We start from the raw sequence: 12,504 nt of genomic DNA, 5'->3' as shown, positions 1-12,504 counted from the left end.
ACCGGAAATCTTTTAAGATGAAAGAAGAAACGGGTTTCATTTTTTTTAGTCAAAAAATGAATGACTATTCATTCAATGTTCAAGGGGGATATCTCATGCACAAACACATTCGGAAGGCAGCCGTTTTAGGATCGGGGGTAATGGGTTCCGGGATTGCGGCGCATTTGGCTAACATCGGAATTCCTGTCCTGCTGCTAGATATTGTGCCGAACGATTTGACAAAGGAAGAGGAAAAAAAGGGGCTGACGAAGGACAGTCCGGAGGTGCGCAGCAGGCTGAGCCGGCAGGCGGTGAAAAAACTGCTGAAACAAAAGCCCGCTCCCCTCACATCAGCGAAAAATACCTCCTATATTACACCGGGCAATCTGGAGGATGATGCAGAAAAACTGAAAGAAGCAGATTGGATTATTGAGGTCGTTGTCGAAAACCTTGAAGTCAAAAAGAAAATTTTCGCTCTTGTGGATGAACATCGAAAGACTGGAAGCATCGTCTCAAGCAACACATCCGGCATATCAGTACAGGAAATGGCTGAAGGCCGGTCGGATGATTTTAAAGCCCATTTTCTCGGAACGCATTTTTTTAATCCCGCACGCTATTTAAAGCTGCTGGAGATCATCCCGATTAAGGAAACCGATCCTGATATTTTGAAGTTTATGACAGCTTTCGGAGAAAATGTCCTCGGGAAAGGCGTTGTTACAGCAAAGGACACACCGAACTTTATCGCAAACCGCATCGGGACGTACGGGCTTCTCGTGACAGTCCAAGAAATGCTGAAAGGCGGTTATCAGGTCGGGGAGGTTGATTCGATCACAGGACCGCTGATCGGCAGGCCGAAAAGCGCCACCTTTAGAACGCTTGATGTGGTCGGCCTCGATACATTCGCCCACGTTGCCCGAAATGTGTATGACAAAGCTGATGGCGATGAAAAAGAAGTGTTTCGCCTTCCAAGCTTCATGAACGATATGCTGGAAAAAGGGTGGATCGGAAGTAAGGCCGGCCAAGGCTTTTATAAAAAAGAAGGAAAAACGATTTATGAGCTTGACCCAGTGACGCTTACTTACGGCGAGCGGACAAAAATGAAATCACCGGCACTTGAAGCGGCAAAACAGGCAAAAGGGACAAAAGCCAAAATGAAAGCGCTTATTTATACAGATGACAGAGCGGGCAGATTGCTGTGGAATATCACTTCTCAAACCCTGCTTTACTCAGCCGAGCTGCTTGGCGAGATTGCCGATGATATTCATGCGATTGACCAAGCCATGAAGTGGGGATTCGGCTGGGAACTGGGACCTTTTGAAATGTGGGACGCCATCGGCCTCAAGCAGTCAGCGGAAAAGCTTGAGCAGCTTGGAGCAGATATGCCTGGCTGGATAAAAGAGATGCTGGATAAAGGAAATGAAACCTTCTACATCAAAGAGAACGGAACGGTATTTTATTATGACCGCGGCGAATACAGAGCCGTGAAAGAAAACAAAAAACGAATTCATTTACAAGCACTTAAAGAAACAAAAGGCGTGATTGCGAAAAACAGCGGAGCAAGCCTGATTGACCTTGGAGATGATGTCGCCCTTCTTGAATTTCATTCGAAAAGCAATGCGATCGGCCTCGATATCATTCAAATGATCAACAAAGGATTAGAGGAAACAGAGCGGAATTACAAGGGCCTTGTCATCGGCAACCAAGGGAAAAATTTCTGCGTCGGCGCGAATCTCGCCATGATCTTAATGGAAGTCCAAGACGACAACTTTTTGGAAGTTGATTTTGTGATCCGCCGTTTTCAGGAGACGATGATGAAGATCAAATACAGTGCGAAACCGGTCGTCGCCGCGCCATTTGGCATGACGCTCGGCGGAGGAACGGAAGCATGCCTGCCGGCGGCGCGCATTCAAGCGGCAAGCGAAGCCTATATGGGACTTGTGGAATCCGGTGTCGGCCTCATCCCTGGCGGAGGAGGTAACAAAGAGCTGTACATCAACCATCTTCGCCGCGGCCATGATCCGATGAATGCGGCAATGAAAACATTTGAAACAATCGCGATGGCGAAAGTGTCCGCTTCCGCCCAAGAGGCTCGTGAGATGAACATTTTAAAAGAAACGGATCACATCAGCGTGAATCAAGACCACCTGCTGTACGATGCGAAGCAGCTGGCTGCATCTTTATACGATACCGGCTGGCGGCCGCCTGTAAAAGAAAAGGTCAAGGTGCCGGGAGAAACCGGTTATGCAGCACTATTGCTTGGCGCTGAGCAGATGAAACTGTCCGGCTATATATCTGAGCATGATTTCAAGATTGCGAAAAAACTCGCTTATGTCATTGCGGGCGGAAAAGTGCCGTTCGGTACTGAGGTTGATGAAGAGTATTTATTGGAGATCGAAAGAGAAGCGTTTTTGAGTTTGGCAGGAGAGGCAAAATCTCAAGCGAGAATGCAGCATATGCTTGTGAAAGGTAAACCTTTACGGAATTAGGAGGGAGCTTATGAAAGAGGCAGTCATTGTGTCAGGTGCAAGAACACCGGTTGGAAAAGCAAAAAAAGGATCGTTGGCCACCGTTCGCCCGGATGATTTGGGAGCGATTTGTGTAAAAGAGACACTGAAACGGGCAGGCGGCTACGAAGGCAATATTGACGATTTGATTATTGGCTGTGCAACGCCTGAAGCGGAGCAGGGGCTTAATATGGCGAGAAATATTGGTGCGCTCGCGGGCCTGCCGTACACAGTTCCGGCGATTACAGTTAACCGTTATTGCTCTTCAGGCCTTCAGTCTATTGCATATGCAGCAGAAAAAATTATGCTGGGCGCCTACGATACAGCGATCGCCGGCGGAGCAGAATCCATGTCGCAAGTTCCGATGATGGGGCATGTTACCCGTCCGAACCTTGCTTTGGCAGAAAAGGCACCGGAATATTATATGAGCATGGGCCACACAGCCGAGCAAGTCGCGAAAAAATACGGCGTCTCCCGTGAGGATCAAGACGCGTTTGCCGTTCGCAGCCACCAAAACGCCGCTAAAGCCCTTGCAGAAGGGAAATTTAAAGATGAGATTGTACCTGTCGAAGTGACGGTGAGAGAAATCGGAGAAGACCATAAGCCTATGGAAAAACAGTTTGTGTTTTCTCAGGATGAAGGTGTTCGCCCGCAAACGACTGCAGACATCTTATCGACATTGCGCCCGGCCTTTTCCGTTGACGGGACGGTGACTGCGGGCAATTCCTCGCAGACGAGTGACGGAGCGGCGGCTGTCATGCTGATGGACCGGGAAAAAGCCGATGCTCTTGGCCTGGCGCCGCTTGTGAAATTCCGCTCCTTTGCGGTAGGCGGCGTGCCGCCGGAAGTGATGGGAATTGGACCGGTGGAAGCGATTCCGCGCGCTTTGAAGCTTGCCGGACTTCAGCTGCAGGACATCGGTTTGTTTGAATTGAATGAAGCTTTTGCCTCACAGGCCATTCAAGTAATCAGAGAATTGGGAATTGATGAAGAAAAGGTGAATGTCAACGGGGGCGCAATCGCGCTTGGACACCCGCTTGGCTGTACGGGCACAAAGCTTACACTCTCACTCATCCATGAAATGAAACGGAGAAACGAGCAATTTGGAGTCGTGACCATGTGTATCGGCGGCGGGATGGGAGCGGCCGGTGTATTTGAATTATGCTAAAGGGGGAAAAACAAATGGCAAAAAAAGCGGCTGAAGTACAAAAAGGCGGCGGATTTTTAATCGAGGATGTCACATACGATCAAATGTATACACCGGAGGATTTCACTGACGAGCATAAAATGATTGCGAAAACAACAGAGGATTACATCGAGCAAGATGTTCTTCCTCATATAGATGATATCGAAAACCATCAATTCGAGCATTCTGTCAGACTGTTGAAGAAAGCGGGCGAACTAGGGCTGCTTGGCGCCGATGTGCCGGAAGAATACGGAGGGCTCGGCCTTGATAAAATCAGCTCGGCACTCATCACTGAGAAATTTTCGCGTGCGGGAAGCTTTTCTCTTTCTTATGGCGCGCATGTCGGTATCGGTTCCTTGCCGATCGTCTTTTTCGGATCAGAAGAACAAAAGAAAAAATATTTGCCTGGACTCGCTTCAGGCGAAAAGATCGCCGCTTATGCTCTGACTGAGCCTGGCTCTGGGTCTGATGCACTTGGAGCAAAAACAACAGCTGTGCTGAATGAAGCAGGAACCCATTATGTATTAACAGGGGAAAAACAGTGGATTACCAACTCTGCTTTTGCCGATGTATTTGTGGTTTACGCCAAGGTAGACGGCGACAAGTTTTCAGCCTTTATTGTAGAAAAAGAGTTCCCGGGTGTCTCCACGGGACCGGAAGAAAAGAAAATGGGAATCAAGGGATCATCGACAAGAACCCTCATTCTGGATCAAGCTGAAGTGCCAAAGGAAAACCTGCTCGGAGAAATCGGCAAAGGGCATGTCATCGCCTTTAATATTTTAAACATCGGCCGTTACAAACTGGCGGTTGGCACAATCGGCGCATCTAAACGCGTCATCGAGCTGTCTGCGGCATACGCAAATCAGCGCCGCCAATTTAAAACGCCGATTGCTGGTTTTTCATTGACACAGGAAAAAATCGGGACAATGGCCTCAAGGCTGTATGCGATGGAAAGCTCTGTATACAGAACCGTCGGGCTGTTTGAAGATAATATGAGCCAGTTCACGGCTGAAGATCTCAAGGACGGCCGGCAAATTGCCAAATCGATTGCGGAATACGCCATCGAATGCTCTCTGAATAAGGTATTCGGCTCTGAAACGCTTGATTATATCGTTGATGAAGGCGTGCAGATTCATGGAGGCTACGGCTTTATGCAGGAATACGAAGTAGAAAGGGCCTATAGGGATTCAAGGATCAATCGGATTTTTGAAGGCACAAACGAAATCAACCGGTTAATCGTGCCAAGCACCTTCCTGAAAAAAGCGCTTAAAGGCGAGCTGCCTTTATTCGAAAAAGCGCAGTCGCTGCAGGAAGAACTCATGATGCTTATGCCTGAAGAGCCTGGAAGCGGCGTCTTAGAGCAGGAGAAATATATCGTCAAGCAAGCCAAAAAAATTGCGTTGTTTGCTGCCGGCCTAGCCGCGCAAAAATACGGAAAAGCGATCGATCGTGAGCAAGAAATTCTCGTGAACGTAGCGGATATCGTCAGCAATGTATACGGAATGGAATCAGCCGTGCTCAGAACGGAAAAGGCCATTGCCGCACAAGGCGCTGAAAAAGCAGCGCAAAAGGTGCTGTACACAGAAATTTTCGTTCAAGAGGCCTTTAACGAAATTGAAGCGCATGCGAAGGAATCCCTTATCGCAATGGAAGAAGGAGATTCACTCCGCATGATGCTTTCCGCTCTGCGCAAGCTGACACGCGTAACGCCTAAAAACGTGATTCAGAAAAAACGCGAGGCGGCGGCAGGCATTTTTGAGGCTGAGAAATATACTGTCTGATTGGCCAAGAGCTCCGCATGCGCGGAGCTTTTTTTTAGAAGCACTGTTTTAGGTTTTTAAAACAAACTGTGTTAAAATAACCTCGATTATTTTATTGAGGGGGAAGAAGATGTCGTTAACTTTTTACTGGTACCCTAAATGCGGAACGTGCCGCAAAGCAAAGAAGTGGCTTGAAGAGCATGGAAAAGAAATAAACGAAATACATATTGCTGAGCAGCCGCCAAGCAAAGAAGAATTAAAAGCGCTTTATGAAAAAAGCGGGCTGGATCTCAAGAAATTTTTCAACACGAGCGGCATGAAATACCGCGAACTCAATCTCAAGGAAAAGCTGTATCACATGTCAGAGGACGAACAGCTCGAGCTGCTGGCTTCAGATGGTATGCTGATCAAACGCCCGCTTACAACAGACGGCGAAAAAGTGACTGTCGGATTTAAAGAAGACCAATTTGAAGAAAACTGGGCTTAATGTAAATTTTTTTTGAAAAGTGTGGTATCTTCTTATTGTAGTGCTGTAAAAAATGGAGGGATTCAATTGAGCATACCAAAAGATTTGCGTTACTCAGGAGAACACGAGTGGGTAAAAGTTGAAGGAGAAAAAGCCAGAATCGGAATTACGCATTTTGCCCAGTCCGAACTAGGCGACATCGTGTTTGTCGAACTTCCTGAAGTGGGCGCTGAAATCAAAGCGGACGAGCCATTCGGCAGTGTTGAATCCGTTAAAACGGTATCTGAGCTTTATGCACCGATTAACGGAACGGTTGTGGAAGTAAACGAAGATCTTGATGACAGTCCGGAATTCGTCAACGAATCTCCGTACGAAAAAGCATGGATGATCGTCGTTGAGCCATCTGACGCTTCTGAAATTGAAAAACTGATGACAGCAGAGCAATACGAAGAGATGACACAAGAAGACTAAAACAGGATAGCCGTAAAAGCAATTGGACACGCTAACGTTATGGGAGGTGTCCAATATGGCTTTCGACAAACAAAAGCTCGATGTCACCAATGACGTGACAGGCCGCTTTCAAAATGGCCGGCTCTCGTTATATCATGATAATGAGATGATCGGCCAAATGACAAGCATGAATGAATATGAGCTTAAGTCCGGTTATTCCTTTGAAAATGAGAAATTTTATAAGACAGCCGATGTGGTCTCTGGAGACGACGCAAAATATGTAGATTGTGACTACGAAAACGGCTGGTGTTAATGTTGGCGGTGAATTTCACTGCCTTCTTTTACAATCTGAACGTTTCAAATTTGACGCGGCAGGTGAACAAGATGAAGATGGATGAGCTGGAAAAGGTTATGATTGTCGAGGGGAAATCAGATAAAGAGAAAATCGAAAGCGTCCTGAATGAGCCGGTGCGCATTATCTGCACAAACGGAACAATCAGCCAGCTGAGGCTTGAGGAATTGGCTGACGAGCTTTATGATAAAGACGTCTATATATTAGTTGATGCTGATGAATCAGGTGAGAAATTGAGAAAACAGCTGAAGCGTGAATTTAATGAAGCCTGCCATCTCCATATCGACAGAGCCTATAAGGAAGTAGCGGCTGCGCCCAGGCACCACGTCGCCTCTGTATTGCTGCGTGCGAATCTGAATGTCCATACTATTTTTCTTGAAAGAAAGTCCCGAGGTGTATAGCATGAAAGAACTCCAAGAACACGAACTTGACCACATTGAAGATGATGTGTACCTTCTATATTTATATACTCCGTTTTGCGGCACCTGCCAGCTTGCAAGCAAAATGCTGACAGTGGTGAAAGAAATGCTGCCTGATGTCGCCTTCTATCAAAACAATGTCAATTACTCTCCGACATTCGCAAAAGCGTATCAAATTGAAAGCGTCCCTTGTTTTCTGCTGTTTAAAGGCGGAAAGATGGTCGAAAGAGGATATGCATTTCATTCCGTTTCTTATTTATATGAGCTGATCAAACAAAAATCATCTTCCGCATCCCATTTATGACATATTTCTCAGCATATCCAATGAAATTGTCGTTCGTTTTATAAAGGGGTTCTTGCGACAAAGAGAGAAATGTGTATGTATGACCAACAAATAGGAGGTTGTACATATGGAGAAAGCGGAAGTTTTAGAAGATGAGTATCAGCATCTGTTTTTAAAACCCCTTTTGAATGCCTCAACATTGCTCATTACCTTCCAAGGAGAAGCAGAAGCCTTAACCGTCTCAATAAACGAACAGGGAGAAATGAAAAAAGTTTCCCCGCCCCAAACGTCCAACCTGACCTTTTACGGAAACCAAACGGAAATTATTGATTTATTGCACGGAGACATTTCCCTTCAGCACCTCATTCAGAGCGGAAGCCTCAAAGTAAAGGGGTCATTCAGGGCCCTGTTAAAACTGGAAGCCATTCTCTGGCTGACAAATGGATTTTTTCAGAGGATTTTAAAAAATTAAAAAATAATAAATTATTATAATAGTAAAAGTTGACATCATTTATTTTATTGACATTTAATCATTCGCCGTGCTATTCTACATTAAGAATTTCCGGACGAAAAAGACTATATATTTCTCTTATCAAGAGAGGTGGAGGGAAGTGCCCTATGAAGCCCGGCAACCATCAACACTGTTGAAATGGTGCCAATTCACACGAAGCGTTCAGCTTTGAAAGATGAGAGAAAGGCATTTTATATAAGCCTTTCTGCTCAAGTGTGCAGAAAGGCTTTTCTTTTGCAGAAAAAACCGGAAGATTTCTTAGAATAGTGTTAAGGCAGGTGATTGCTTTGATCAATCTTCAGGATGTTTCAAAAATTTACAAGTCGAAACATGGAGATGTCAATGCTGTCCAAAATGTCTCGCTTTCCATTAAAAAAGGTGAGATTTTTGGAATTATAGGATATAGCGGAGCTGGTAAGAGTTCCTTAATCCGTCTGCTGAACGGCCTTGAGAAACCAACCTCAGGAACCGTGGAAGTGGCGGGAACCAAGATTAATGAAGTAAATGGACGCGGTTTAAGAAAAGCACGCCATGAGATCAGTATGATTTTCCAGCATTTCAATTTGCTTTGGTCGCGGACTGTCAGAGATAATATCATGTTTCCTTTGGAAATTGCCGGAGTGAAAAAGAGCGAGCGGATCAAGCGCGCCAATGAACTGATTAAACTGGTAGGTTTAGAAGGAAAAGAAAAATCATATCCGTCCCAGCTGAGCGGCGGTCAGAAGCAGCGTGTGGGAATTGCCAGAGCGCTTGCAAACAATCCGAAGGTTCTTCTTTGTGACGAAGCGACATCAGCATTAGATCCGCAAACGACAGATTCAATTCTGGATCTATTGTCCGATATTAATGAAAGACTCGGTTTGACGATTGTGCTGATTACGCACGAAATGCATGTCATCCGCAAAATCTGCAACAGAGTCGCCGTCATGGAAAACGGCAAGGTGGTCGAAGAAGGCGAGGTTCTCGATGTCTTCAAAAATCCAAAGGAACAAATGACAAAACGATTTGTTCAGCAGGTGACAGAGCCGGAAGAAACGAAAGAGACGCTTCAGCACCTTCTTGATGATACAGCATCAGGAAAAATGGTTCAGCTCACATTTGTCGGTGAGTCAGCTGAACAGCCTCTGATTACAGAGATGATCAGAAACTTCAATGTCAGCGTCAATATTCTGCAAGGGAAAATTTCGCAGACGAAGGATGGGGCTTACGGTTCACTGTTCATCCACATTGACGGGGACGAGGAAGAAGTGCAAAACGTGATCCGATTCATTAATGACAAACAGGTGAAAGCAGAGGTGATCACGAATGTTTGAAAAATACTTCCCGAACGTTGATTTAACTGAATTATGGAACGCGACATATGAAACACTTTATATGACGCTGATTTCTTTACTGTTTGCTTTTGTCATCGGGGTCATCCTCGGCTTGCTGCTCTTTCTGACGAGCAAAGGAAGCCTCTGGCAGAATAAAGCGGTCAACTCTGTGATTGCGGCCGTTGTTAACATATTCAGATCGATTCCGTTCCTTATTTTAATTATTTTACTATTAGGTTTTACGAAATTTTTAGTCGGCACGATCTTAGGGCCAAACGCCGCATTGCCGGCGCTGGTAATCGGCTCGGCACCATTTTACGCGCGCCTTGTTGAAATCGCGCTGCGTGAGGTGGATAAAGGTGTGATTGAAGCCGCTAAATCAATGGGCGCGAAAACGTCTACGATTATTTTCAAAGTGCTGATTCCGGAATCAATGCCTGCTCTTATTTCTGGCATTACGGTTACTGCCATCGCTTTGATCGGCTCAACGGCAATTGCCGGAGCCATTGGTTCAGGAGGCCTTGGAAACCTTGCGTACGTAGAAGGATATCAGTCTAATAACGCTGATGTTACCTTCGTTGCTACTGTGTTTATTTTAATCATCGTGTTTATTATTCAAATCATCGGTGATCTAATAACAAATATTATAGACAAACGATAAGGGAGGATTTACATTGAAAAAGCTATTTTTGGGTGCATTACTGCTTGTATTTGCAGGAGTCATGGCTGCCTGCGGTTCGAATAACGGCGCTGAATCCGGCAAGAAAGAAATTGTCGTTGCGGCAACAAAAACACCGCATGCGGAAATTTTAAAAGAAGCTGAACCATTGCTGAAAGAAAAAGGCTATACGCTGAAAGTGAAAGTGCTTAGTGATTACAAAATGTACAATAAAGCTTTAGCTGATAAAGAAGTGGACGCGAACTACTTCCAGCACATTCCTTACCTTGAGCAAGAAATGAAAGAAAACACAGATTACAAACTTGTGAATGCCGGCGCTGTTCACTTAGAGCCATTCGGTATTTACTCTAAAACATACAAATCACTGAAAGACCTTCCAGACGGTGCGACAATCATTCTGACAAACAACGTTGCTGAACAAGGACGTATGCTTGCAATGCTTGAAAACGCTGGATTAATCACTCTTGATTCTAAGGTAGAAACAATTGACGCAACACTGAAAGACATTAAGAAAAACCCGAAAAACCTTGAATTCAAAAAAGTGGCGCCTGAATTAACGGCAAAAGCATATGAAAACAAAGAAGGAGACGCGGCCTTCATCAATGTAAACTATGCGATCCAAAATAAATTAAATCCTAAAAAAGATGCAATTGAAGTAGAATCAACGAAAAACAACCCATACGCTAACATCATCGCAGTAAGAAAAGGCGAAGAAGATTCTGCAAAAATCAAAGCGCTGATGGAAGTTCTTCACTCTAAAAAGATCAAAGACTTCATCGAGAAAAAATACGACGGAGCTGTGCTTCCTGTATCTGAATAAGGCTGAAACCCCGGATGAGAAATCCGGGGTTTTTTTCGCGTATTTTCCTAAAAGCTGTTCATAATAAAAAGGAATGTTAAACAGATGGAGGGATTTTCTTTGAATCAAGACAGAGGAAGCATGCAGGACGCGTTAAAACAATATAAACATGGTTTAGGTACATTTGAACAAAAGATGCCGCTGATGGGAAGGAAATTTAACGAATTTACTGAACAGTGCTTTGCCGGGAATTCTCTGACTGAAAGAGAAAAACAGCTGATCGCCCTCGGAATTGCCATCAATGCTCAGGACGAATATTGCATGATCTATCATACAAAAGGCTGTCTCGATCAGGGAGCGACAGAAGAAAACATTCTCGAAGCCGTCAGTGTGGCAGCGGCATTTGGAGGCGGCGCAGCTTTCAGCCAAGGCGTGACAGTTGTTCAACAGTGCATTGAGGAATTCGGAAACACCACGCATTAAGAGAAGGAATATTCCGAAAAACCATTCTCATTTGTTCTGAAAGGATGCTTTCGTCTCATCTGCCGCTATTTCACGCCAAATCGTTTTTGCGGCATCCAACGCAGCACTGGTACAATAAAAAGCAAATATATGAAGGGATTGATTCATTATTTGCAGCAGCCAGGACAGACTGAACCTCGATTATACGTCAGAAATGGAAAAAGCGATGCAGCTGTCACACGGAATTGGATACGAGGAATATGGACGCCGGCTGGAAACAAGAATGAAGGTAGAGCGGCAGAGAGAGCTTGATTATGAAAAAAGCAAGCGGATTTCTGCGGGAGCTTATTGAGAAAATCAATCTTTTAAAAAAGGGTGGGAATCCACTCTTTTTCTTTTTCAATCGCTTTAATAAAGTGCTGATCTTTGTTAAACTTGAGGAATGTGCAAGGCACGATAAAAAGTTGTATTTACTTTTCATTTGTTATAAAATTAGAATGAGAATAAAATGAGAATAATGATTATATATTTTTGGAGGTATAGATATGGCTGCTTCAACATTAACGATCAAAGATCTTCACGTTGAAATCGAAGGGAAAGAGATCTTAAAGGGTGTAAACCTTGAAATAAAAGGTGGAGAATTCCACGCAGTAATGGGCCCGAATGGAACTGGTAAATCCACATTATCAGCTGCTATTATGGGGCATCCTAAATATGAAGTAACAAAAGGCAGCATCACGCTTGACGGCAAAGATGTACTGGAGATGGAAGTGGACGAGCGTGCGCAGGCAGGCTTATTCCTTGCGATGCAGTACCCAAGTGAAATCAGCGGTGTGACAAATGCCGACTTCCTTCGCTCAGCAATCAACGCGCGCAGAGAAGAAGGCGATGAAATTTCTCTCATGAAATTCATCCGCAAAATGGACGAAAACATGGAGTTCCTTGAAATGGACCCTGAAATGGCTCAGCGCTATCTTAACGAAGGCTTCTCAGGCGGGGAGAAAAAACGCAACGAAATCCTTCAATTAATGATGATTGAACCGAAAATCGCCATCCTTGATGAAATCGACTCAGGTCTTGATATTGACGCTTTGAAAGTTGTATCAAAAGGGATCAACAAAATGCGCAGCGAAAGCTTCGGCTGCCTGATGATCACTCACTATCAGCGCCTGTTAAACTACATCACTCCGGATGTTGTTCACGTTATGATGCAAGGCCGCGTTGTAAAATCCGGCGGTGCAGAGCTTGCACAGCGTCTTGAAGCAGAAGGTTATGACTGGATCAAACAAGAACTTGGCATTGAAGACGAAACTGTTGGCCAAGAAGCGTAAGCGTTAGGGG

15 protein-coding genes and 1 riboswitch are annotated in these 12,504 nt (G+C 44.9%); all 15 genes read left to right on the top strand.

Going from position 1 to position 12,504, the window contains the following annotated elements; genetic code table 11:
- Nucleotides 1-95 precede the first annotated feature (95 nt).
- The 15 genes from AC0OMU_RS17520 to sufC all read left to right on the top strand — a co-directional run bounded on the left by AC0OMU_RS17520 (nt 96) and on the right by sufC (nt 12,494).
- A complete protein-coding gene (locus AC0OMU_RS17520; protein WP_474241376.1) occupies nt 96-2,465 on the top strand; it encodes a 3-hydroxyacyl-CoA dehydrogenase/enoyl-CoA hydratase family protein in 2,370 nt (789 codons plus the stop codon).
- A 10-nt stretch (nt 2,466-2,475) separates the two neighbouring features.
- Nucleotides 2,476-3,651 carry an acetyl-CoA C-acetyltransferase gene (locus AC0OMU_RS17515; protein WP_015384592.1) on the top strand — a complete coding sequence of 392 codons (1,176 nt, stop codon included), beginning with the start codon at nt 2,476-2,478 and terminating at the stop codon, nt 3,649-3,651.
- A gap of 14 nt (nt 3,652-3,665) precedes the next feature.
- Nucleotides 3,666-5,450 carry an acyl-CoA dehydrogenase FadE gene (gene fadE / locus AC0OMU_RS17510; protein WP_251217559.1) on the top strand — a complete coding sequence of 595 codons (1,785 nt, stop codon included), beginning with the start codon at nt 3,666-3,668 and terminating at the stop codon, nt 5,448-5,450.
- 109 nt (nt 5,451-5,559) lie between these two features.
- Nucleotides 5,560-5,916 carry an arsenate reductase family protein gene (locus AC0OMU_RS17505; protein WP_003222779.1) on the top strand — a complete coding sequence of 119 codons (357 nt, stop codon included), beginning with the start codon at nt 5,560-5,562 and terminating at the stop codon, nt 5,914-5,916.
- Nucleotides 5,917-5,982: 66 nt separating this feature from the next.
- Complete coding sequence (gcvH, locus tag AC0OMU_RS17500) at nt 5,983-6,366, top strand: glycine cleavage system protein GcvH (protein WP_003222781.1); 384 nt, start codon at nt 5,983-5,985, stop codon at nt 6,364-6,366.
- Between the two features lie 55 nt (nt 6,367-6,421).
- Nucleotides 6,422-6,658 (top strand): YusG family protein, encoded by a 237-nt coding sequence (locus AC0OMU_RS17495; protein WP_003228581.1) that lies wholly within the window; start codon nt 6,422-6,424, stop codon nt 6,656-6,658.
- 77 nt (nt 6,659-6,735) lie between these two features.
- Nucleotides 6,736-7,098, top strand: a complete 363-nt coding sequence (locus AC0OMU_RS17490) for a toprim domain-containing protein (RefSeq protein ID WP_015483668.1) — start codon at nt 6,736-6,738, stop codon at nt 7,096-7,098.
- Between the two features lies 1 nt (nt 7,099).
- Nucleotides 7,100-7,420 carry a thioredoxin family protein gene (locus AC0OMU_RS17485; protein ID WP_003228585.1) on the top strand — a complete coding sequence of 107 codons (321 nt, stop codon included), beginning with the start codon at nt 7,100-7,102 and terminating at the stop codon, nt 7,418-7,420.
- A 106-nt stretch (nt 7,421-7,526) separates the two neighbouring features.
- On the top strand, nt 7,527-7,871 hold the full coding sequence (locus AC0OMU_RS17480; RefSeq protein ID WP_003228587.1) for an SCP2 sterol-binding domain-containing protein: 345 nt from the start codon (nt 7,527-7,529) through the stop codon (nt 7,869-7,871).
- 114 nt (nt 7,872-7,985) lie between these two features.
- Nucleotides 7,986-8,092: riboswitch (SAM riboswitch) on the top strand.
- 105 nt (nt 8,093-8,197) lie between these two features.
- Complete coding sequence (gene metN, locus AC0OMU_RS17475; RefSeq protein ID WP_085185820.1) at nt 8,198-9,223, top strand: methionine ABC transporter ATP-binding protein MetN; 1,026 nt, start codon at nt 8,198-8,200, stop codon at nt 9,221-9,223.
- Entirely contained in the window at nt 9,216-9,884 is a 669-nt protein-coding gene (gene metP, locus AC0OMU_RS17470; protein ID WP_003228593.1) for a methionine ABC transporter permease MetP, read from the top strand. The genes metN and metP overlap by 8 nt, the downstream gene beginning before the upstream one ends.
- Nucleotides 9,885-9,897: 13 nt before the next feature.
- Nucleotides 9,898-10,722, top strand: coding sequence for a methionine ABC transporter substrate-binding lipoprotein MetQ (gene metQ / locus AC0OMU_RS17465; RefSeq protein ID WP_021480560.1), 825 nt, complete (start codon nt 9,898-9,900; stop codon nt 10,720-10,722).
- An 84-nt stretch (nt 10,723-10,806) separates the two neighbouring features.
- Nucleotides 10,807-11,184: a carboxymuconolactone decarboxylase family protein gene (locus AC0OMU_RS17460; protein WP_014477920.1), complete on the top strand. Its 378-nt coding sequence runs from the start codon at nt 10,807-10,809 to the stop codon at nt 11,182-11,184.
- A 193-nt stretch (nt 11,185-11,377) separates the two neighbouring features.
- Nucleotides 11,378-11,515 carry a YuzK family famiily protein gene (locus AC0OMU_RS17455; protein ID WP_003228600.1) on the top strand — a complete coding sequence of 46 codons (138 nt, stop codon included), beginning with the start codon at nt 11,378-11,380 and terminating at the stop codon, nt 11,513-11,515.
- Nucleotides 11,516-11,708: 193 nt separating this feature from the next.
- Nucleotides 11,709-12,494: a Fe-S cluster assembly ATPase SufC gene (sufC, locus tag AC0OMU_RS17450; protein ID WP_014477918.1), complete on the top strand. Its 786-nt coding sequence runs from the start codon at nt 11,709-11,711 to the stop codon at nt 12,492-12,494.
- Nucleotides 12,495-12,504 lie beyond the last annotated feature (10 nt).

The sequence above is a fragment of the Bacillus sp. FAU18 genome (assembly GCF_056033885.1).
Note: the sequence above shows the minus strand (reverse complement) of the source record. Positions and strands in the feature narration are given on the sequence as shown.

What these genes read in the sequence shown, in the direction of transcription:
- metP (WP_003228593.1), top strand. Translation starts at nt 9,216, where the DNA reads ATGTTTGAAAAATACTTCCCGAACGTTGATTTAACTGAATTATGGAAC.
- AC0OMU_RS17495 (WP_003228581.1), top strand. Translation starts at nt 6,422, where the DNA reads ATGGCTTTCGACAAACAAAAGCTCGATGTCACCAATGACGTGACAGGC.
- AC0OMU_RS17460 (WP_014477920.1), top strand. Translation starts at nt 10,807, where the DNA reads ATGGAGGGATTTTCTTTGAATCAAGACAGAGGAAGCATGCAGGACGCG.
- AC0OMU_RS17485 (WP_003228585.1), top strand. Translation starts at nt 7,100, where the DNA reads ATGAAAGAACTCCAAGAACACGAACTTGACCACATTGAAGATGATGTG.
- AC0OMU_RS17455 (WP_003228600.1), top strand. Translation starts at nt 11,378, where the DNA reads ATGGAAAAAGCGATGCAGCTGTCACACGGAATTGGATACGAGGAATAT.
- sufC (WP_014477918.1), top strand. Translation starts at nt 11,709, where the DNA reads ATGGCTGCTTCAACATTAACGATCAAAGATCTTCACGTTGAAATCGAA.
- fadE (WP_251217559.1), top strand. Translation starts at nt 3,666, where the DNA reads ATGGCAAAAAAAGCGGCTGAAGTACAAAAAGGCGGCGGATTTTTAATC.
- AC0OMU_RS17520 (WP_474241376.1), top strand. Translation starts at nt 96, where the DNA reads ATGCACAAACACATTCGGAAGGCAGCCGTTTTAGGATCGGGGGTAATG.
- AC0OMU_RS17515 (WP_015384592.1), top strand. Translation starts at nt 2,476, where the DNA reads ATGAAAGAGGCAGTCATTGTGTCAGGTGCAAGAACACCGGTTGGAAAA.
- AC0OMU_RS17505 (WP_003222779.1), top strand. Translation starts at nt 5,560, where the DNA reads ATGTCGTTAACTTTTTACTGGTACCCTAAATGCGGAACGTGCCGCAAA.
- AC0OMU_RS17490 (WP_015483668.1), top strand. Translation starts at nt 6,736, where the DNA reads ATGGATGAGCTGGAAAAGGTTATGATTGTCGAGGGGAAATCAGATAAA.
- AC0OMU_RS17480 (WP_003228587.1), top strand. Translation starts at nt 7,527, where the DNA reads ATGGAGAAAGCGGAAGTTTTAGAAGATGAGTATCAGCATCTGTTTTTA.